This window comes from Pseudomonas sp. B14-6, from assembly GCF_013260315.1.
In the GTDB taxonomy this organism is placed as follows: domain Bacteria; phylum Pseudomonadota; class Gammaproteobacteria; order Pseudomonadales; family Pseudomonadaceae; genus Aquipseudomonas; species Aquipseudomonas mandelii.
On record NZ_CP053929.1, the window covers coordinates 52452 to 73347 of the forward strand.

Here is a 20896-nt window from a genome sequence, read left to right on the forward strand (position 1 = left end):
CAAGGCCATTTAACTCGGTGTATCTGATAAACCGTGCTGAATAGTTTTGGGGTGGCTGCGCCACCCAACGGGAGCAAGCTCCCTCGCCACAGATAAGCGGTGAGGATTACTCGGTAAGGGCACTCACTATGTTGTGAGCGATCTTGATTCGCTCGGCGTTCGGGTAATTCTTGTTCGCCAGAATCACGATACCGATGTCTTCCGAAGGCACGAACGCGACATACGCGCCGAAACCACCCGTCGACCCGGTCTTGTTGAACCATGCCGCGTCTTGCGCAGGTTGTGGCGGGTTCAGCCACTGGACTTTGTGCGCCTCCATCGCCATCTCCGTCGAGTTGCCACTCAGTAACGTTTCGAGGCTGGCCGGATAGTGGTAGTGCTCCCAGCCCAAGCCTTGCGTCATCTCGCCCACGGTGTAGTAACCGCTGTGAGTGAGGGCGATCGCTTGTTGCAATGGCTTCTCCAGCGTCGCCGGTTTCAGGTTCGCTTCAACATAACGAAGCAAATCCGCCGCGCTGGTTTTCACCCCATACGCCTCCGAATCCAGCGCTCCCGGGCTCACCCGCACCGGTTTGCCATCCTTGCCGTAACCCTGGGCGTAAAGCCCCATCTGATCCTGCGGCACCTTGAGATAGGTGTGCTTGAGGCCGAGTTTGGGCAGCAGGTTTTTTTCCATCAGCTCATCGAACGGCTGGCCCATGCTTTTGGCCGCCAGATAACCGGACAGCCCAAGGCTGGGGTTCGAATACTGGCGGTGGGTGCCTGCGGCATAAACGGGCTTCCACTGTTTGAAGTAGGCGAGCATTTTGTCTGGATGATCGGCCTCGTCAGGAAACTGCAGCGGCAACCCGCCAGCGGCGTAAGTGGCGAGTTGCAACACGCTGATGGTGTCGAATGCACTGCCGCGCAGATCAGGCCACACCTGGCTGGCCCGGTCAGACAAAGACAGTTTGCCGCTCGCCTGGGCGTAAGCCGTCAACGTGGTGGCAAAGGTTTTACTCACGGAGCCGATTTCGAACAGCGTGTCTTTGCTGACGGGTTTACCGTCCTCTTTCGACGCCATGCCGTAATTAAAGTAATGCTGCTGACCCTTTAAGGTGATCGCGACCGCGACGCCAGGGATATTCTGTTGTTGCATGACCGGCCCGATGGCGGCTTTCACCAGGGCGTCGAGCTGATCGTCGGATTTTGTTGCGGCCATACAGTGACTTGCGCCGAGGAACAGGGCGAAAGCGCTGAGGGACGCCAGTCTTGGCAGTTGAAATTTGAACATGATTGGAATCACTCTCCATGAGTTGCCATTACTTTGACCGCTACACTCCGTCCGGATCCAACACCGGACGGCTGATGGGCGCGCCAAATCTAGGCAGTCGGGCGAGAATCGACAAACGACGATATTTCGGGTTAGCCATTAGAAAAATTTGGGAGTTGGCATGATTCGTCCTCATCTGCCGCTGAACGCATTGCGGGCCTTCGAGGCTTCCGCACGCCATTTGAGCTTTACTCGGGCAGCGGTGGAGTTGTTCGTCACGCCGGCGGCGGTCAGCCATCAAGTCAAAAGCCTTGAAGCCCAGCTTAACGTAACGCTGTTCAAACGCTTGCCCCGCGGCCTGATGCTGACCAGTGAAGGCGAAACCTTGCTGCCGGTGTTGCGCGAGTCCTTTGACCGGATTGCCGAAACCCTTGAGCGTTTCGAGGGCGGGCATTTTCGTGAAGTGTTGACCGTGGGTGCCGTGGGGACCTTTGCGGTGGGTTGGCTGTTGCCGCGACTGGCGGACTTCCAGTCGAAACATCCGTTCATAGATTTGCGCCTATCGACTAACAACAATCGGGTAGACGTGGCTGCCGAAGGCCTGGATTACGCCATCCGGTTTGGTGCCGGCGCATGGCACGGGATCGAGGCGTCAAAGCTGATCGAGGCGCCGTTGTCGGTGCTCTGCGTCCCGGAAATAGCCGGGCAGTTGCAAGAACCTGCGGACTTGCTCAAGCAGACGCTGTTGCGTTCCTATCGCACGGACGAGTGGCCCGAGTGGTTTCTGGCCGCCGGGTTACCGGCCAACACGCCGGCGCCCAGGAGCATCGTCTTCGACTCCTCGCTGGCCATGATGGAGGCGGCGCTACAAGGCGCCGGCATTGCCTTGGCGCCGCCGCTGATGTTCGCCCGGCAACTGGCGGCGGGGGCGATCGAGCAACCGTTCGACATCGGTATCACCACCGGCTGCTATTGGCTGACCCGCTTGCAGTCGCGTCCTGAAACGTCGGCGATGACGATGTTCAAGGAGTGGCTGCTGCAAGCGGCCAGGACACACTGACGAATACCATTTCCCCTGGAGGCGTGAGCCTGCTCGCGATGGCGGTGTAACAGTCAACGATGAGGTGGAATGTTATGGCCTCATCGCGAGCAGGCTCACTCCCTCAGGGGATTCTTGGCGCTGCGAGGGTTTAGCGCACCAGGCACGGCCGCTTGTTATCGAACTTCCACCCCGGAATCAGAAATTGCATCGCCACGCTGTCATCCCGGGCGCCCAGTCCCATGCCTTTGTACAACTCATGAGCCTTGGCCAGTTGATCCAGATCCAGCTCAACCCCTAACCCGGGCTTCTTCGGCACCTGCACGCACCCCCCGACGATTTGCAGGGCAGCCTTGGTCAGGCGCTGACCGTCCTGCCAGATCCAGTGGGTGTCGATGGCCGTGATTTCACCCGGCGCAGCCGCGGCGACATGGGTGAACATGGCCAGGGAAATGTCGAAGTGGTTATTGGAGTGCGAACCCCAGGTCAGGCCCCATTCGTGGCACATCTGCGCCACGCGAACCGAACCCTGCATCGTCCAGAAATGCGGGTCGGCCAGCGGAATATCCACCGATTGCAACTGGATGGCGTGGCCCATTTCCCGCCAGTCGGTGGCGATCATGTTGGTCGCGGTTTTCAGGCCCGTGGCACGGCGGAACTCAGCCATGACTTCTCGCCCCGAATACCCGTTTTCCGCCCCGCACGGGTCTTCGGCATAAGCGAGTACGTGATGCTGGTCGCGGCACAGTCGAATGGCTTCCTTGAGTGACCACGCACCATTCGGGTCGAGGGTAATGCGCGCATCGGGAAAGCGTTCGGCCAGCGCGGTGACGGCTTCGATTTCCGCGTCGCCGCTGAGCACGCCACCCTTGAGTTTGAAGTCCTTGAAGCCGTAACGGGCGTGCGCGGCCTCGGCCAGGCGCACCACGGCATCGGTGCTCATGGCTTTGTCGTGGCGCACGCGAAACCAGTCATTGTCGGCTTCCGGTTCGCTGCGATAGGGCAGGTCGGTTTCATTGCGGTCACCGACATAAAACAGATAACCGAGCATCTTCACTTCGTCACGTTGCTGGCCTTCACCGAGCAGGGCCGCAACCGGCACGTCCAGATGCTGGCCGAGCAAGTCGAGGAGGGCGGCTTCCAGGCCCGTGACCGCATGAATGGTGATGCGCAGGTCAAACGTCTGCAAACCGCGACCGCCAGCATCACGGTCAGCAAAGGTCTGGCGCACCTGATTGAGGATCTTCTGATACGTGCCGATCGGACTGCCGACCACCAGCGAACGTGCATCTTCCAGCGTCTGGCGAATGCGCTCGCCCCCCGGCACTTCGCCGACCCCGGTGTGCCCGGCGTTGTCCTTGAGAATCACGATATTGCGGGTGAAAAACGGGCCGTGGGCGCCGCTCAGATTGAGCAACATGCCGTCATGACCGGCCACCGGCACCACTTGCATGCTGGTGATGATCGGGGCTTTGGCGGTGTCTTGTGGGTTCATAGTCTTGTCCTTCAACACAGAGATTCAGGCGTGATTGGGCGCTGGTTTGCCCAAGGCAACGGCGGGTGCGGTTTTCGGTGTGTTGCGCGCGGCGAAGACGATGATCGCGGCGATGATCGATGTCACGGCCAGGCCATACAGCCCGCCCTGAATCGACCCGGTATGTTCTTCCAGCAGACCGAACGTGGTCGGTGCCACGAAGCCGCCAAGGTTGCCCACCGAGTTGATCAGCGCGATGACGCCCGCCGCGATTCGCGCATCCAGATAAGCCTGAGGAATCGGCCAGAACAGCGACGAGGCCGACTTGAAGCCCAGCGCCGCGAAGCAGATCGCCACGAAGGCAAAGATCGGCCCGCCCGTGGTCGACATGAACATCCCGGCTGCCGCGATCAGCAGGGCAGCGGCGACCCAGGCTTGCTGGTGTTTCCATTTCGCCGACAGCGAAGCGAAGGCGTACATGCCGACGATCGACAGCAACCACGGGATCGAGTTGAACAGCCCGACCTGAATGTCGCTGAGGTCGCCCATCTTTTTGATGATGCTCGGCAGCCAGAAGGTCGCGGCATAAATGGTCAATTGGATGAAGAAGTAGATCAGGCAGAACAGGATGATCTGGCGATCTTTGAGCAACGTGCCCAACGACGGCTTGATCGGTGTCGCCGCTTCCCGGGCCAGTTGTTCGTCATCGATGGCTTTGACCAGCGCATCTTGCTCGGCGCGGGTCAGCCATTTGGCGTCGTGGGGTTTGGAGTCCAGCCAGAACCACACGAACACGCACAGCCCGACTGAAAACATCCCCTCGATGAAATACATCCACTGCCAGCCATGCATCCCGAATCCGCTGATCTGCAACAGCAAACCGGACAGCGGGCCGGAGATCAGCGAGGCAATGGCCGAGCCGCTGAGGAAAATGGCAATCGCTTTGCCACGCTCGACGCCAGGCAACCAGCGCGTGAAGTAATAGATCACCCCGGGAAAGAACCCGGCTTCAGCCACGCCCAGCAGGAACCGCAGGATGTAGAAGTGGGTTTCGTTCTGGATGAAGGCCATGCCGGCGGCGACCAGGCCCCAGGTCAGCATGATGCGGGTCAGCCAGATGCGGGCACCGACTTTTTGCAGAAGCATGTTGGAGGGGACTTCGAACAGCGCATAGCCGATGAAGAACAGGCCGGCGCCGAGGCCGTAGGCGGCAGCTCCGATGCCCAGGTCCTGCTCCATGTGGGCGCGGACGAAGCCGATGTTCACGCGGTCAATGTAATTGACGATGAACATGATGACGAATAGCGGCAGGACATGGCGTTTCACTTTCGAGATGGCGGACTTCAGGACCGAATCGGCGCCCTCGTGCATCCCGGATATGGAGGTATTCACTTGGTTTTCTCCCACTGATTATTTTTATGCGGGGTGTGGCTGGATGTTGCTGTGTTGATAGACATCATACAACTACATTTTTTTGTCCTGCAAGCGGTCTGACCTAATAAAATGGCGTTTATTTTCGCTGAATTAACTTTTTTGCTGGTGGATGGCACCTTAAATAACGGTCGTTTTTGACCGATTGTTGAGTGTTGTCATACAAGTTGGTCGTGGTTTTCTTGGGATTCCAGCTGAACGCAGTGCTACGATTCCGGTAGCCCTGCTTCCGGATGATCGCCATGCAAGAAGACCTCGACGCGCCTGCCCGCAAGCGCACCCACAACCTGGCCCATGACCTGGTGGCCAAACTGAGCCAGAGCATCTTGCTCGGGCAGATGTTGCCGGGAGACAAGCTGCCGTCGGAGAACACGATTGTTCAGGAGCACGGGGTCAGCCGCACGGTGGTGCGTGAGGCGATCTCGAAGTTGCAGGCCTCAGGCCTGGTGGAAACCCGTCACGGCATCGGCACCTTCGTGCTGGAGCGCGCACCGGAGCAGGGGCTGCGATTGAATGTCGATACCGCGCTGGGAGTGCGCAGCATTCTGGAGTTGCGCATGGGCCTGGAAACCCAGGCCGCCGCGCTGGCGGCGAGCCGTCGTACCGATCAGCAGTTGATGCAGATGCGCGAAGCGCTCGACGACTATCAGAGCCTGCTCGCCAACAACGACAGCTGCGTCGAGGCCGACAAGCGCTTCCACCTGCTGATCGCCGAAGCCACCGGCAATGTGTGCTTCACCGAAATCATGCAGCACCTGGGCAACGCCATGATTCCCCGGACCCGGGTCAATGCCGCCGAACGTGGCGCGGCGGATTTGAGTAAGTTGGGGCAATTGGCGAACCTCGAGCACGAGGCAATTCTCAACGCGATCAAACGCCAGGATCCGGACGCTGCGCGGGCCGCCATGTGGCTGCACCTGACCAACAGCCGCGACCGATTTTCGGCCGGTGCCTGACAACCGTTTGTCCAGTTGATAGCACGCTATTCCCGCACCCGCTTCCAACGAGTATGGCCCGGATTTTCTGGACCTCATCAGTGAGGTGCGTCATGGCAAACGACTCAATGCTCCAGGGAGGAACACCCAATACCGACCCCACCAGACCCATGTCCGGCACTGACGAGCCGACGCTGGATGACGATGCTCCGCCTGGCAGGGACCCTTCACTGGACCCGGCGGCCGCAGACGCCGATCGACCTGAAGACTGGAAGGATCCGGCTGCTGACGAGGACGTACCGCCGGCGGATGAGCCAACCCCTTTATCCGATGACAGGCGATAAAAAGAACCCGGCCACTGTGCCGGGTTTTTCTTTACTGTTCGACCTTGACCAGTCTGACTCGACTCTCGGTGCCCCCTAACGTGGACGAGGACACAAAGAAGTAAGCGTAGTCTTCAAGGTAGAAAATCTTGCTGTCACGTTTGAGCTTCTGGCCAAGGTCAAACTGACAGCGCAGTTCTTTGGCGGGGCCTTTCAGTTCGCTGTTGACCTGGGCTGCGTCGAGCACACGCTGCACGGTGCACTGCACACTTTCCCGTTTCATTGTTTCGCCGTCGAGGGTGCTTCGTTCCCGTTTGCTGGCACGCATTTCCAGTGACGCACCCACCGGCATGCGTTGCCAATCGCCGGTGAAACTCAGTTGCTGAGTGTCGGTGACGGTGGATAACGGTGGTCTGTTTCGCTTGCTCTCTGTCAGCGAGTATTGTTCTGCCAGTGGCAACAAGCCCCTGAAACTGACGATGTACCGGCCGACGGGAGCCTGTTCCCGGCGCTCGCGCAATTGTCCGCTCTGAGCGTCGGTGTCGAACACCAGCGCATTTTCCGTGCTTGAGTTTGAAAAATAAAAGTGCGTGTTATTGATCTTCGACACCGTGCGCTTGAGTGTCCGGGTGGGCGGCGCAAGCTTTAAATCGGTGATGGCTTTCAATACCGAAGCGGACACAGGTTCTATCTGGTAGCTCAGCGGAAGTTTGGCGCGGGCGACATACGCAGGCAGTGTCGAGCGCGGCGAGGGTGCGGTGCACGCAGCGCTCAGCAAGGTCTGGGTGTCCGCGCTGCCTTGGGCGAAGGCCTGCGACGGGTTGTTCAGTACCCCGCCCATGGACACCCGATCATTCGGGCCAAGCTGGAATGAGCTCAACACTCGATAGGTCTTGCGTGCGCAATCGACTTCGTAGCGCTCGCGAGTCTGTCCGAACAGTTGCAGGTTGGGCTTGTCGGTGAGCAGCACGGGTTCGTCGAATCCGCCCCAGAACCGCCTGACGTTGCCCTCGATTTTCAGGCTGTTGACGTCGATCATCACCCAGCGAGCGGCTTCAGTGCGATGGACAATGCGCCAGTCCGACGCTGCGGTGCGCGAACAGGCTTCGCTGAAGTGCGGCTTGCTGGCCAGTTCGGTTGCCAGTTCCTTGGGAATCAGTACGGTCAGCGGTGTGTGTTGGTGGCTGCCATCCGTCGTCGCGATGGGGAAGTTGTCGAGGAACAGTAGTTTGACATCGGGCACCTTGCAGTCCGCTTGCAGCTGTACAACGCTCGGTAAACCATCGCGAGTGTAAGCCGGTGTGTGGACCTGAAAGCTGAGGGTATCGCCGTTACGCATCACCGAGTTTTCCAGTGGCGTTTTCTTGAACACTTCTTGCACCGTCAGTACCGGCTGCCGGTAGGGAGGTGTGGCGGGAGTCGCGGGTGGCGGGCTGGCGCAACCGGACAATATCCCTAGCACACAGGCAGCAGCGAAACGGTTCATAAGCATTTCCAGGCGATGGCGTCACGTTCATGTGAACAGAGGACGTCGGCATCGCCAGGCGATTCTTTAATTCGCATGGCGTGGAGTCATGGCCGGGCGGGCGGCGCCGCGATGACGGCGGAACGCCGCTCCAGATTCAACGCCAGCACGCTGATCAGCACCACCATCGCACCTATCCCGACCATCAACGTTGGCTGCTCGCCCAAGGCAAACGCTGCAATCGCCATGGCGGTGGGCGGAATCAGATACAGCGTCATGGTCGCGCGACTCAAATCGATGTGGGCCAGTACAAATGCCCAGGCCAGGTAGGCGAGGGCGCTGGGAAACACGCCCAAGGCAACCACGGTCATTTGCACCTGCATCGGCGCGCTGGCGACTTTGCCGGCCAGCCCCGGCAGGTAAATCAGCAACAGCGCCGTGCCCGACCAGACCGTGTAGCAGACCAGCGTCAACCCGTCGTAGCGAGTGCAATGATGCTTTTGCAAGGCGAAGTAGAAACTCCACGACACCGCCGCCAGCAAGATCAGCAACCCGTGCGCATCCATGCTGCCCAGCCCTCGATCACCGGCCACCACAATCACCACGCCGATCAATCCCAACAAGACACACCCCCAGCGCCAGGCGCTGACCCGGTCCTTGAACACGAAACGCGCCAGCAAGGTACTGAACAACGGGGTCGATTGCGCCAGCACACTGGAGGCGCCGGCGCTGACATTTTGCTGGCCGATATTCAAGGCGACGTGGTGAAGGCTCACGGCAAAAAAACCAAGGACGAACAGTAACGGCAGATCGCCAAGCTTCGGCAGACTGATGCCTTTGAAGGCGGCGACGACCGCCATGAACACCGAAGCGATCAGAAAGCGCAGCAGCGCCAAGTGGCCGGGGTCGTAGGCCTGCAAGCCGATGTGGATGCCGGTCGGTGAGAAGCCCCAGCAGGCGACGACAAACGCCATGGCCAAGAGAATTTTCAGGGTGTGCGTGGAGGGCTTCATGGTCGATTACCGGTGGGTTGATGCACCGAGTATCAGAAGTCTGACCATTCGCAACAACTGACTTATACTGCGACAACTGTTCACTTTGGGTGATGTATGGAGTTGGCGCAGATTCGCATGTTCAAGACCGTTGCCGAGGTCGGCAGCATCGCCCGGGCGGCGGAGCTGTTGCATTGCGTGCCGTCGAACATCACGGCACGCATCAAGTCGCTGGAAGCCGAGTTGGGGGTGGCGCTGTTTCTACGCGAGGGCCGAGGCTTGCGTATCAGCCCGGCGGGCCAGACGTTTCTGTCATACGCCTCGAAAATTCTGGCGCTGACTGTTGAAGCCAAACGGGCGGTGGACCCTTCGGCCGAACCGTCCGGCCCGCTACGCATCGGCGCCATCGAATCCTCGGCCACCGGTCGCCTGCCGCGTCTGCTGGCCAAGTTTCACAAGCGATATCCTGGCGTCGCGTTGGAACTGACCACCGGCACCTGGAGCCAACTGCTCGATGACACCCTCAATCATCGGCTCGACGGCGCGATCGTCGCGGTGGATGTCGAGCGCTCGCTGCTCAAGCGCACGCCGATGTACCGCGAAGAGCTGCTGGTTATAGCCTCGACATCCCTGGGGCCGGTGCGCGATATCGCCGACTTGCAGGGCAAGACCGTATTCATGTGGCCGCAAGGCTGTCCTTACCGGGCGGCGCTGGAGCACTGGTTGTTGCGGCAGGGGCAGGCGCTGCCGATTGTCAGTCTGGCCAGTTATGGCGCGATAGTCGGGTGTGTCAGCGCCGGGGCCGGCGTCGCGCTGGTGCCCAAAGGGGTGTTTGACCAGTACGCCAAAGGGGCGGGGTGCGCGGGGTTTGAGTTCCCTGAGCTGACGGCGATCGACAACCTGTTTTACTGGCATGAAAACGCCGGGGTTCACCCGGCGCGGGAAGCGTTTGTGGCGATGTTGCGTGAGGAGTTTGCGTAGGCGCGGGCGCAGACGGCGATCTTTGGTACGGATCTACACGCCCACATCCCGCATCAACAACCCGAACTTCAAATCCACCGCATCCGGAATCGGCACATACACCGTGTGCCCATCCCCCGGCGCCACTTCGATCGCTTCACCTTTGATGTTCTGCAACTGATGCAGATCGAAGTGGAAATTACCCTGGGGCGTCATCAGTTCCATGTGATCGCCCAGGCTGAACCGGTTCTTGACCTTTACCTGCGCCAGGCGATCACGACGCTCGCCGGTCAACTCGCCGACAAACTGCTGGCGTTCTGAAACCGAGCTGCCGTGCTGATAGTTCTGGTATTCGTCATGCACATGCCGGCGCAGGAAGCCTTCGGTGTAGCCACGCTGGGCCAGGGACTCCAGATCCGTCATCAGGCTGCGATCAAATTCGCGGCCGGCCACGGCATCATCAATCGCCCGGCGATAGACCTGCGTGGTGCGTGCGCAATAGAAGTGCGATTTGGTCCGGCCTTCGATCTTCAGCGAGTGCACGCCCATCTGCGTCAGCCGCCCGACATGTTGCACGGCGCGCAGGTCCTTGGCGTTCATGATGTAGGTGCCGTGCTCGTCCTCGAAGGCCGGCATCAGTTCGTCCGGGCGATTGGCTTCCTGCAACAGGAACACCTGATCGGTCGGCGCGCCGATTCCCAGGGTCGGCTCGGGCTGGAATTGCTGAACGATTTCACCGAGCTGATTTTCTGTTGCTTGGGTAGCCGAGTATTTCCAGCGACAGGCGTTAGTGCAACTGCCCTGATTGGCGTCGCGCTTGTTCATGTAGCCCGATAACAGGCAGCGGCCGGAATAGGCCATGCACAACGCGCCATGGACAAAGACCTCCAGCTCCATCGCCGGGACGTGCTGGCGGATCTCGGCGATTTCTTCCAGCGACAGTTCCCGGGACAGGATGATCCGGCTCAAGCCCTGTTGCTGCCAGAACTCGACACTGGCCCAGTTCACCGTATTGGCCTGCACCGACAGGTGAATCGGCATCTGCGGGAAGTGTCGGCGCACCAGCATGATCAGGCCCGGGTCGGACATGATCAAAGCGTCCGGGGCCATGGCAATCACGGGGGCCAGGTCGTTGAGGAAGGTCTTGAGCTTGGCGTTGTGCGGCGCAATGTTCACCACCACATAGAAGCGCTTGCCTTGGGCCTGTGCCTCTTTGATGCCGAGCGCGAGATTGGCGTGGTCAAATTCGTTGTTGCGCACCCGCAGGCTGTAACGCGGCTGGCCGGCGTAGACCGCATCGGCACCGTAGGCGAAGGCGTATCGCATGTTTTTCAAGGTGCCGGCGGGAGCGAGCAGTTCTGGGGCAAGGAGCGTCATGGCAGTGTCGATCGCAAAAGTCCGCGAGGGTAATCGCCTTGCCCGCGAGGTTCATTGATCTGGATCTATGCTTGATGAACAAACGGATGGCACTCGCGCGAACCGTGGCGGACTAAGCATCAGCACGGCTCTTCAAAACGAGAGCGCACTGACATGGATCGGACATGAACGAACAGACGGTACACAACAAATCGCTGGTGATCTTGCTCGGGGTGGTCACCGCCGCCTTTATCTGGATTTTGCTGCCGTTCTACGGCGCGGTGTTCTGGGCGGTCATCCTCGGGATTCTGTTCGCGCCGCTGCAACGCCGGATACAACTGAAGTTCAGCTGGCCGCGCAACCTGACGTCGTTGCTCACCCTGAGCATCTGCCTGGTGATCGCGATCCTGCCGGTGATTATCCTCAGCATCTTGCTGGTTCAGGAAGGGGCTGCGTTGTACAAGAGCATCGAAAGCGGCGAGCTGGACATCGCGGGGTATGTGACGCATTTCAAACACAGCCTGCCGCCGTACTTCCAGCATTTGCTGGATCGGGCCGGGCTCGGCGAGCTGGACGGGCTGCGGGAGAAAATCATCAAGAGTGCGGTGACGGGCAATGAGTTTGTCGCCACGCAAGTCTTCAGTTTCGGTCAGGGCACGTTCGATTTTGTGGTGGGTTTTTTCATCATGCTCTACCTGCTGTTCTTCTTCCTGCGAGACGGTGCGGAACTGGCGCGTAAAGTTCGCTCCGCCGTCCCGTTGCAGGAGCACCAGAAACGCCGTTTGCAGCTGAAGTTCAACCGTGTGGTGCGGGCGACCGTAAAGGGCAACCTGCTGGTGGCGATTACGCAGGGCGCATTGGGCGGTTTGATTTTCTGGTTTCTGGACATCCCGAGCGCGTTGCTCTGGGCGGTATTGATGGCGTTTCTATCGCTGTTGCCAGCCGTTGGGGCCGGGATTGTCTGGGCACCGGTGGCGGCGTTCTTCCTGTTCACCGGGGCGATCTGGCAAGGGGTGGTGCTGGGGTTGTTCGGGGTTTTTGTGATCGGCCTGGTGGATAACGTGTTGCGCCCGATCCTGGTGGGCAAGGACACGAAGATGCCGGACTATCTGATCCTCATCTCGACCCTTGGCGGTCTGGCCATTTTCGGCCTGAACGGCTTTGTCATCGGGCCGCTGATCGCGGCGTTGTTCATGTCGAGCTGGGCGATCTTCATCGAAACCAAACCAAGGGTGCAGCTGCCTTAAGCGCTGAGCTGCCCCTGGCCGATTTGTTGCGACAGTGCCTTGGCGGCCGGCAGCGAAGTGAGCGGTCCGCTGATCGGTTCGCCGTCCTGCACCAGATACCAACAGGCGAGCAATCCTAGCTCTCTGAGCGGTGCGGGAACGGCGCTGCCAATTACGGACATGATCTGAACCTGGGACATAAATACCTCCATCAATCGATGGAGCTACCTTACGGACCTGCCTCGTGAACGGACAATCAACACTTTCGATAGTCGTCATTGACGCCAATGAGTTTTCAGCTCAGTCGACCACCAGGTCAAGCATATGGACCACTTCCTGCTCGTTGAGCAGGCCTTTGCGCACCAGGTTTTCGGCCAGCAGCGAAAGAAACTTGGCGCTGCGATGGCCTTCCAGGTGCTTGAGTTCGGTCAAAGCGTTGTACACCTTGCTGGAAGTGCACAAGCCGACAATGCGGTGCGGGTTTTGCGTGGGCATGAGGTCGTCCTTGTTTTTATCAACCTGTTGTTTACGTACAGATCCAAGCTTGCGGAGCTGACATGACATAAATATGACCGTTTTTCCCAAGTCGGGGGAAGGGCGGTCGAGTCAATCTTGCCAACTTGAACCGTCCACACTGTCTCCACAGCGACATTGGCGCGATTTTTCCAGACCTTCGCCGACGAACGGTCACAAAAAAGCCCCGCTGATTAGGCGGGGCCTGATGAGTCTGTTACCAGCGGCCATAACCGTGGGGATGGCCGTAGTAACCGCGCGGCGGACCGTAATAACCACGGGGCGGGCCGTAGTAAACCGGCGGTGGTGCGTAGTAGACCGGTTGCTGCACGTAGACCGGCGCAGGCTGGTAATAAACCGGTGGTGGCTGTTGTATATAAACCGGCTGAGGCTGGGCGTAGACCGGTTGCTGTACATACACCGGTCGGTTGCTGTTGATGATGGCCGAGCCGACGATTGCCGAACCAACGATCGCGCCAAATACCGCTGGACCCTGCCAACCGTGACCGCCGCCAGCCTCTGCCTGCCCTGTGATAGCAAGAGCACCGAGCAGCAAGGCAACTGTGGGGATTTTACGGATCATGATAATTCCTCGGTTCTTCGACCCGGCGCTTGCGTCTGCAATAGACCCAAGGATCGTCGCGGGGATACCTCTAAGACAGCGTTTTTTTGAAAATCAGCACAGCCGTTGGGTAAATTTTGTGTAAGGTCTGTACCGGCTTCTTTACGGCCGCTGCCACCTTGCGCAGGCACGCCGTTATGATCGATCAGAATTCGATGGAATGGCTCATCCCGTCCATCTGAAAGTGCTATGAAGGAGATATTTCATGCAGATGAACCCCAACCGAGACACCCAGCTGTGCATGTCGCTTTCCGGGCGTCCCGGCAATTTCGGCCTGCGGTTTCACAATCATCTGTATGAACAGTTGGGCCTGAATTTCTACTACAAGGCGTTCAGCAGTCAGGATCTGCCGGGTGCTGTTGGCGGCATTCGTGCGCTGGGTATTCGTGGCTGCGGCGTGTCGATGCCGTTCAAGGAGGCCTGCATTGCGCTGGTCGATGAGCTGGACGCGTCCGCAGCGGCCATTCAATCGATCAATACCATCGTCAACACCCATGGCCATCTCAAAGCCTACAACACCGATTACATCGCCATCGCCCAGCTGCTTGAAACCCATCAGGTGCCGAAGGAATCGACCTTCGCCCTGCGCGGCAGCGGCGGCATGGCCAAAGCCGTGGCCAGTGCCTTGCGTGATGGCGGCTATCAAAACGGCGTGATCGTGGCCCGTAACGAACAGGCCGGGCGGGCGTTGGCTGAATCACTGGGCTATCAGTGGCAGGCGGAACTGGGCTCTCAGCGTCCGCAGATGTTGATCAACGTCACGCCGATCGGCATGAGCGGCGGTCCCGAGGCCGATCAACTGGCGTTCGACGCTGAAACCATCGCGGCTGCCGAAACTGTCTTCGATGTGGTGGCGATTCCCTCGGAAACACCGCTGATCGTGCGCGGTCGCGCCGAGGGCAAACGCGTCATTACCGGGTTGGAAGTGATCGCGATCCAGGCGCTGGAGCAGTTTGTCCTGTACACCGGCGTGCGGCCGACGGATGAGCAGTTCAAGAAAGCGGTGGAGTTTGCTCGCGGTTGATCCTTCAGATTATTGGTTGGCTGTACCGGCCTCATCGCGAGCAGGCTGGCTCCCACAGTGGATTGGCGTCGTACACATTTTTTGTGTCCGACAGAAAACCCTGTGGGAGCGAGCCTGCTCGCGATGGGCGCAACTCGGTCTCTCAAGTGCATCTGCCGCCTATACTCCCCGCCAGCAATGACTTGCCGCCCCAACCAACAAACCGTGCCTGAGGTTCCCATGCATCCCCCCATTCTCAACCTGAATCAGGTCGAACTCGAACCGTTGCCCGAAGCCCTGGCGCCCACCGGTGATACCGCCGGCCGCTACCAACAGAGAATGGCCCGCGTCGGCCAGCAGTTGGGGTCGCAAAAGCTCGGTTATCGGTTATACGTGCTGGAACCAGGCATGCGTGGCAGCCCGTTTCACAGTCATCGGGTCAACGAGGAGATGTTTTACGTCGTGGCCGGGGAAGGGGAGGTGCGCCTCGGTGCCGAACGGTTTCCGATCCGCGCCGGCGACGTGATCGCCTGCCCGCCGGGCGGTCCTGAAGCGGCGCACCAGATCATCAACACCAGCAAGGGAGAACTGCGCTACCTGGCGGTCAGCACCCAGCAATCGCCGGAGATTTGCGAGTACCCGGATTCCGGCAAATACGTGGTGATGGACCACTTCAAGGTCGACGCCGAAGGTAATCCCTCAGGCTTCGTCGCCATCGCCCGACCGGGCGATGGCGTGGATTACTGGGACGGCGAGTAGCACTCCCTTTAGTAGGCGCGAGGCTTGCCCGCGAAGGCGATTTTCAGTTCGACGATAATGTTGAATCGCTTTCGCGGGCAAGCTCCTACAAATCACAACGTTGGTTATTCGAGGCGCGCCAGGCGCTCTTCGAGTGCGGCAATCCGCGCTTCGAGCTCTTCGATTCGTTCAACCGACACACCGCTACCGGCACTGCGTTCGGCCGGGTTTTCCCGGGCGGCGAGGATGACTTCGATATCCGCCGGATCCCCCAGCGCATGCATATAGCGGTCTTCCCGCTGGCCGGCCTGACGCGGAATCAGCAGTGCCAATCCGCGAGCAATCAGACGTTCCAGTTGATGCACAACCTGCTCGGCATCTTCAAACTCATGCATGCGTGCGCTGCGGGTCAGCAGTTCATTGACCGTCTGCGGACCGCGCAAAAACAACAGCCCCGTCAGAATCACCTGGGCCGGCACCAGTTCCAGCGCCTTGTCGACCTTATGTTCCCAGCGATCGGCACGGCTGCCCATCACCAGTTTGGTAAACCCGCGGCCTTCAAGGGCGCGCAGGCTCTGGCCGACCTGACCCTGAGTGAGGTTCATCACCGGTTCGCGACTGGTTTTCTGGTTGCAGGCAATCACCAGCGCATTGAGGGTCAGCGGATAGGTTTCCGGGCTGGTGGCCTGCTTCTCGATCAACGAGCCCAGAATGCGGATTTCCGTGCTGTTGAGGCGCGGTTCGTCGAAGGTTGTTTCTTGCTCAGTGCTCATCGCGCTTTTCCCTATGCAATCGAAGCATGCAGTCGAAGCCGCCTAGCCTAATCCTTGCTGGATAAAAGACAAGCCGCAGGAGCGGCGGGCATGGCTATAATCGGCCCACGTTTTCCTCCTGTCACCACACGAGACTGTCATGACTATTTCCCTGTATGCCGCTTCCGTTCCTGTTTTCAAACAAATGCTCAACGCCCTGAGCGACGTTCTGAACAAGGCCGAAGCCCACGCCACCGCCAAGAACATCGACCCGAACGCATTCCTGCAAGCCCGCCTGTACCCGGACATGTTCCCGCTGGTGCGTCAGGTGCAGATCGCCGTTGATTTCGCCAAAGGCGTGTCCTCGCGCCTGGCCGAGATCGAAGTGCCGAAGTACGACGACACCGAAACCACCTTCGCTGAACTGCAAGCCCTGATCACCAAGGTTCTGGCCTACATCGGCGAGATCGAGCCAGAGCAGATCGACGGCAAGGAAGGCATCGAGATCGTGACGCGTCCAGGCACGCCGAAAGAGAAGCGCTTCAGTGGCCAGGCTTACCTGCTGACCTACGGCCTGCCGCAGTTCTTCTTCCACGTCACCACCGCTTACGCATTGCTGCGTCACAACGGTGTGGAAGTGGGCAAGCGCGACTACATGGGCGCGTTCTAAACCGCCCAGGTACAAAAAAGCCCCCGCAGCCTGACGTTGCGGGGGCTTTTTCATGGGTAAGTATTATTCAACGATGCCGCAGATCCTGTGGGAGCGAGCCTGCTCGCGAAGGCGGTACATCAGCCAACATCATCGTTAAGTGTTGGTCAGCATTCGCGAGCAGGCTCGCTCCCACAGAGATGTGGGTCAGGCCAGGCGTTCGGCTTTTGCTTCTTCACCCAGGCAAGCCGCGGCGGTGAACAGCACGTCAGTGGAGGAGTTCAGCGCCGTCTCCGCAGAATCCTGCAACACACCAATAATGAAACCCACCGCTACCACCTGCATGGCGATTTCACTCGGAATGCCAAACAGGCTGCACGCCAGCGGGATCAGCAACAACGAACCACCGGCCACGCCCGAAGCACCACACGCACAGATCGCCGCCACCACACTGAGCAGAATGGCTGTCGGGATATCCACGGCGATGCCCAGGGTATGCACGGCCGCCAGGGTCAGCACGGTGATGGTAATCGCCGCGCCGGCCATGTTGATGGTCGCACCCAGCGGAATCGATACCGAGTAAGTGTCTTCATGCAGGCCCAGGCGCTTGCTCAATTCCAGGTTGACCGGAATGTTCGCCGCCGAGCTGCGGGTAAAGAACGCGGTGATGCCGCTTTCTCGCAAGCACATCAGCACCAGAGGATACGGGTTGCGGCGCAGTTTCCAGAACACGATCAGTGGATTCATCACCAGCGCGACAAACAACATGCAGCCCAGCAGCACGGCCAGCAGATGCACGTAGCCGATCAACGCCCCGAAGCCAGACGTGGCCAAGGTCGACGCGACCAGGCCGAAGATCCCCAGCGGTGCGAAACGAATCACCAGGCGCACGATCAGGGTCACGCCATTGGACAGGTCGCCGAGCACCTCGCGAGTGGTGTCACCGGCATGGCGAATCGCAACGCCCATGCCGATCGCCCAGGCCAGAATGCCGATGAAGTTGGCGTTCATCAGCGCACTGACCGGGTTGTCGACCACGCTGAGCAGCAGACTTTGCAGCACTTCGCTGATGCCGCCCGGCGCAGTCACGGCGACGTCATGAGTGGACAGCACCAGGCTGGACGGGAACATCATGCTGGCAACCACCGCGACCACCGCGGCGGCAAACGTCCCCAGCAAGTACAAAAACAGAATCGGCCGGATGTGGGTTTCCTGGCCGTGCTTATGGTTGGCGATCGACGCCATCACCAGCACGAACACCAGAATCGGCGCGACGGCTTTGAGTGCCGAAACGAAGACCTTGCCGATGAATGCCGTGGATTTCGCCACCTCAGGCGCGATCAGCGCCAGGGCAATCCCGGCGATCAGGCCGATGACGATTTGCGAGACCAGGCTCAAGCGTTTCAAGCGTTGCAATAGCGAAGGGGATGAAGCAGTCATAAAACGGCATCTCTGATTATTAGGTGCGGGGGTGTCGCGACATCAATGCCAGTGAATGGCCGATGAACAAGGTGTACGTATCGCAGGGTGCGGACTTTATCACAGCGTGGTCTTGATCCTTCAGACCTGTGACGATCTGCCGCCCGCACGTTCAACGAGATCGGCAGGTTCGTGCAACCCTGATCGGAAACACTCTGTTAAGATTGCGCATCCTCATTTTCAAGTCATGCCAGTGGGCCTTCGGGTTATCGCTGGTGTCGTCGTTTTCTGGAGTTCTGCATGCTGTTGCCCATCCTTCTGTTGTCGGCCGCCGGTTTTACCGTGCTGACCACGGAATTCGTCATCGTCGGCCTGTTGCCGGCGATTGCCCGAGACCTTGAAGTCAGCATCCCCCAAGCAGGTTTGCTGGTGACACTGTTCGCCTTTACCGTCGCCGCGTTCGGGCCGTTCCTGACCGCGTACTTCGCAAGGTTCGAGCGGCGCAAGCTGTTCATCTCGGTGCTGATCATGTTCGGCCTGGCCAACACCCTCGCGGCGTTTGCGCCGAACATCTGGGTGATGGCCATCGCCCGCTTGATCCCCGCGTTGGGGTTGCCGGTGTTCTGGGCGCTGGCCAGTGAAACCGCCGTGGACATCGTCGGGCCGGATTACGCCGGGCGGGCAATTGCCAAAATCGGTTTCGGCATTGTCTGTGCCACGGTGTTCGGCATTCCCGTGGGCACGTTGATTTCCGATGCGTTCGGCTGGCGCAGTGCCTTCGGCATTCTGGCGGTGATCGCGTTTGCCAAGGCGTTGCTGCTGTTTATCTACCTGCCGAAAACCAACCTGCATCAGCATCAGGTGAGCTTCCGTTCGCAGTTCAAGATCTTGCGCAGCCCGTTGATGCTGGGCCATGTGCTCCTGTCGATCCTGGTGTTCAGCGGCATGTTTACCGCTTACACCTACCTGGCAGACATCCTTGAACGCCTCGCCGGTTTCAACGGTACGGTGGTCGGCTGGTGCCTGATGGGCTTCGGCGCGGTCGGTCTGATCGGCAACTCGTTGGGTGGTCGCGCGGTGGATCGTCATCCGTTGATGGCTTCGATGATATTCTGCACGTTCATGATCGCCGGCATGGTGGCGTTGGTACCGAACATTCATTCGCCGCTCGGGCTGGCGGCGGCGATGGGCATCTGGGGCGTGACTCAGGCGGCGTTGTTCCTGGTCAGTCATGTGCGATTGATGAAGGCCGCGCCCGAGGCGCCGGCCTTTGCCGCGTCGCTGAACATCGCCGGGGCCAACCTCGGGATCGGCCTGGGTGCGATGGTCGGTGGACGGGTGATCGACAGCGTTGGCCTGGGCGGGCTGGGTTTTGCGGCTGCCGCGTTTATCCTGGTTTCGATTCTCCTGGCCATGGCGCTGATGACCATGAAACCTCGCGAAATCTGCGTCTGACCTTCACAGCTCGGTAAACAGCTCGCGTCGGGCACCTTCGGTAATCGCCACGATGCCGGGGTGCTTGACCTTGCGTTCCACGGAAATGGCGTAGAACGACTCCGTCACGGCGTCGGTCTGGCCAATCAACTCCACGCCGTATTGGCGTTTCACTTCGTCGGCAATCACGCTCGGGCCGATGAAAATCCCGCTGCCCGATTGACCGAAAGCCTGCATCAGCGCGCTGTCGTCGAACTCGCCGACAATGCGCGGCTGGATTTGCTGCTCGGCAAACCAGCGCTGCAAGCGACTGCGCACCACGGTTTCCGGCCCGGGAATCAGCAGTGGTGCGCCGTGCAGGCTGCGTGGGAAATCCTGACCGTACTGTGCCGCCAGCTCGGCGGTAGCGAAGAAGCTGATCCCGCATTCACCGAGTTTCTGGCTGTAACCCTTGATGTCCAGGTGCGAGGGCATCGGGCTGTCGGAAATCACCAGGTCGAGCCGCTGGATCGCCAGGTCGGCGAGCAGCCGTTCCAGTTTGTCTTCGCGGCAGGTGATGCGCAGCGGTTCACTCAACTCCATGGTCGGTGCGATCAGGCGATAGACGATGGATTTGGGCACCACATCGGCGACGCCCACCCGAAACAGGATCTGCTGTTCATTGGGTTGCGCCCGCAGCATCAACTCCAGTTCGCCGCCCAGCTGAAACATTTGCTCGGCGTAGGGCAGGGTCTGACGCCCGGCCTCCGTCAGCTCAAGCTGGCGACCGACCCGCCGGAACAGCTCGATGCCATAGGTTTGTTCGAGCAGGGAAATCTGCCCGCTGATGGTCTGGGGCGTGAGGTTCAGCTGCTCGCAGGCGCGCACGATGCTGCCTGTCTTGGCCACCACCCAGAAGTAATGCAATTGGCGATAGTTGAGCATGATGGCCTACAGTTCGTGAAAACCGAAGTATAACCGCTAAAAATACGAATTTTCCTGAAGTGTTTGCCTCCCTAGAATGCCTCGCTATCAACGGGCCATCGTTTCGGCCCGTTTTGTTCTATCGAGGAAAGCATCATGAAGCTTAAAACCACGGCACTGTTGATTGCGTCTTTACTGGTATTGGCCGGTTGCGACCAGGCCGAGAAAAGCGCGCAGCAATTGATGGGCAAGGCTGCCGAATCCGCCAAACAGGCGATCGACGACACCCACAAAGCCGCCGAACAAGCGATCAGTGATGCCACCGGCGGCCTGATCAGCAAGAAAGAACCATCGGCCGAAGACCAGCGCAAAACCGAATCTTCGTCCCAGGAAATCTAAACCGTCTACAA

Annotated in this window: 22 protein-coding genes; 10 read left to right on the top strand and 12 right to left on the bottom strand. The window is 59.5% G+C overall.

All coding sequences use genetic code 11. The features are described 5' to 3' along the window. Nucleotides 1–106: 106 nt before the first annotated feature. Nucleotides 107–1273: a class C beta-lactamase gene (gene ampC, locus HP062_RS00175; RefSeq protein ID WP_172790574.1), complete on the bottom strand. Its 1167-nt coding sequence runs from the start codon at nt 1271–1273 to the stop codon at nt 107–109. Between the two features lie 160 nt (nt 1274–1433). Here ampC and HP062_RS00180 point away from each other — a divergent pair, with 160 nt between their 5' ends. Then, nucleotides 1434–2312 (top strand): LysR family transcriptional regulator, encoded by an 879-nt coding sequence (locus HP062_RS00180; protein WP_102593399.1) that lies wholly within the window; start codon nt 1434–1436, stop codon nt 2310–2312. A gap of 130 nt (nt 2313–2442) precedes the next feature. Here HP062_RS00180 and gudD read toward each other — a convergent pair whose 3' ends face one another. Both gudD and HP062_RS00190 read right to left on the bottom strand, forming a co-directional pair. Further along, entirely contained in the window at nt 2443–3786 is a 1344-nt protein-coding gene (gene gudD / locus HP062_RS00185; protein ID WP_172790575.1) for a glucarate dehydratase, read from the bottom strand. 24 nt (nt 3787–3810) lie between these two features. Continuing rightward, complete coding sequence (locus HP062_RS00190) at nt 3811–5157, bottom strand: MFS transporter (protein WP_172790576.1); 1347 nt, start codon at nt 5155–5157, stop codon at nt 3811–3813. A 281-nt stretch (nt 5158–5438) separates the two neighbouring features. Here HP062_RS00190 and HP062_RS00195 point away from each other — a divergent pair, with 281 nt between their 5' ends. Together HP062_RS00195 and HP062_RS00200 are read left to right on the top strand one after the other, a co-directional pair. Further along, a complete protein-coding gene (locus HP062_RS00195; protein ID WP_102593400.1) occupies nt 5439–6152 on the top strand; it encodes a FadR/GntR family transcriptional regulator in 714 nt (237 codons plus the stop codon). 92 nt (nt 6153–6244) lie between these two features. Then, nucleotides 6245–6475 (top strand): hypothetical protein, encoded by a 231-nt coding sequence (locus HP062_RS00200; protein ID WP_172790577.1) that lies wholly within the window; start codon nt 6245–6247, stop codon nt 6473–6475. Nucleotides 6476–6506: 31 nt separating this feature from the next. Here the strand turns inward: HP062_RS00200 and HP062_RS00205 are convergent, their stop codons facing one another. Both HP062_RS00205 and HP062_RS00210 read right to left on the bottom strand, forming a co-directional pair. Beyond that, nucleotides 6507–7940, bottom strand: coding sequence for a hypothetical protein (locus HP062_RS00205; RefSeq protein WP_172790578.1), 1434 nt, complete (start codon nt 7938–7940; stop codon nt 6507–6509). A gap of 86 nt (nt 7941–8026) precedes the next feature. After that, the gene (locus tag HP062_RS00210) at nt 8027–8932 is read right to left on the bottom strand and encodes a DMT family transporter (protein ID WP_154504070.1); all 906 of its coding nucleotides are present in this window, start codon (nt 8930–8932) and stop codon (nt 8027–8029) included. A 96-nt stretch (nt 8933–9028) separates the two neighbouring features. Here HP062_RS00210 and HP062_RS00215 point away from each other — a divergent pair, with 96 nt between their 5' ends. Then, complete coding sequence (locus HP062_RS00215; protein WP_172790579.1) at nt 9029–9892, top strand: LysR family transcriptional regulator; 864 nt, start codon at nt 9029–9031, stop codon at nt 9890–9892. Between the two features lie 33 nt (nt 9893–9925). Here HP062_RS00215 and yegQ read toward each other — a convergent pair whose 3' ends face one another. Next, nucleotides 9926–11248, bottom strand: coding sequence for a tRNA 5-hydroxyuridine modification protein YegQ (gene yegQ / locus HP062_RS00220; protein WP_010458660.1), 1323 nt, complete (start codon nt 11246–11248; stop codon nt 9926–9928). A gap of 164 nt (nt 11249–11412) precedes the next feature. On the opposite strand from yegQ, the gene HP062_RS00225 reads away from it, so the two are divergent. Next, nucleotides 11413–12474 (top strand): AI-2E family transporter, encoded by a 1062-nt coding sequence (locus HP062_RS00225; protein ID WP_077749986.1) that lies wholly within the window; start codon nt 11413–11415, stop codon nt 12472–12474. Here HP062_RS00225 and HP062_RS00230 read toward each other — a convergent pair. The 3 genes from HP062_RS00230 to HP062_RS00240 all read right to left on the bottom strand — a co-directional run bounded on the left by HP062_RS00230 (nt 12471) and on the right by HP062_RS00240 (nt 13549). Continuing rightward, the gene (locus HP062_RS00230; RefSeq protein ID WP_010458664.1) at nt 12471–12653 is read right to left on the bottom strand and encodes a hypothetical protein; all 183 of its coding nucleotides are present in this window, start codon (nt 12651–12653) and stop codon (nt 12471–12473) included. The genes HP062_RS00225 and HP062_RS00230 overlap by 4 nt on opposite strands. Before the next feature lie 100 nt (nt 12654–12753). Beyond that, nucleotides 12754–12948 (bottom strand): hypothetical protein, encoded by a 195-nt coding sequence (locus HP062_RS00235; RefSeq protein ID WP_003179723.1) that lies wholly within the window; start codon nt 12946–12948, stop codon nt 12754–12756. 235 nt (nt 12949–13183) lie between these two features. Then, nucleotides 13184–13549 (bottom strand): hypothetical protein, encoded by a 366-nt coding sequence (locus HP062_RS00240; protein WP_010458670.1) that lies wholly within the window; start codon nt 13547–13549, stop codon nt 13184–13186. 244 nt (nt 13550–13793) lie between these two features. Here HP062_RS00240 and HP062_RS00245 point away from each other — a divergent pair, with 244 nt between their 5' ends. Then, nucleotides 13794–14612, top strand: coding sequence for a shikimate 5-dehydrogenase (locus tag HP062_RS00245; protein ID WP_010458672.1), 819 nt, complete (start codon nt 13794–13796; stop codon nt 14610–14612). Between the two features lie 219 nt (nt 14613–14831). Beyond that, complete coding sequence (locus tag HP062_RS00250) at nt 14832–15350, top strand: cupin domain-containing protein (RefSeq protein WP_010458675.1); 519 nt, start codon at nt 14832–14834, stop codon at nt 15348–15350. Between the two features lie 104 nt (nt 15351–15454). On the opposite strand, the gene HP062_RS00255 is transcribed toward HP062_RS00250, so the two are convergent. Beyond that, complete coding sequence (locus tag HP062_RS00255) at nt 15455–16102, bottom strand: YceH family protein (protein ID WP_172790580.1); 648 nt, start codon at nt 16100–16102, stop codon at nt 15455–15457. Nucleotides 16103–16241: 139 nt separating this feature from the next. On the opposite strand from HP062_RS00255, the gene HP062_RS00260 reads away from it, so the two are divergent. After that, complete coding sequence (locus HP062_RS00260; protein ID WP_172790581.1) at nt 16242–16751, top strand: DUF1993 family protein; 510 nt, start codon at nt 16242–16244, stop codon at nt 16749–16751. Nucleotides 16752–16937: 186 nt separating this feature from the next. On the opposite strand, the gene sstT is transcribed toward HP062_RS00260, so the two are convergent. Continuing rightward, the gene (gene sstT / locus HP062_RS00265; RefSeq protein WP_010458680.1) at nt 16938–18170 is read right to left on the bottom strand and encodes a serine/threonine transporter SstT; all 1233 of its coding nucleotides are present in this window, start codon (nt 18168–18170) and stop codon (nt 16938–16940) included. A gap of 279 nt (nt 18171–18449) precedes the next feature. On the opposite strand from sstT, the gene HP062_RS00270 reads away from it, so the two are divergent. Next, entirely contained in the window at nt 18450–19604 is a 1155-nt protein-coding gene (locus HP062_RS00270; protein ID WP_172790582.1) for an MFS transporter, read from the top strand. A gap of 3 nt (nt 19605–19607) precedes the next feature. Here the strand turns inward: HP062_RS00270 and nhaR are convergent, their stop codons facing one another. Then, a complete protein-coding gene (gene nhaR, locus HP062_RS00275; RefSeq protein WP_010458685.1) occupies nt 19608–20507 on the bottom strand; it encodes a transcriptional activator NhaR in 900 nt (299 codons plus the stop codon). Nucleotides 20508–20642: 135 nt separating this feature from the next. Between nhaR and HP062_RS00280 the strand changes: the two genes are divergently transcribed. Continuing rightward, complete coding sequence (locus HP062_RS00280) at nt 20643–20885, top strand: hypothetical protein (protein ID WP_010458687.1); 243 nt, start codon at nt 20643–20645, stop codon at nt 20883–20885. Nucleotides 20886–20896 lie beyond the last annotated feature (11 nt).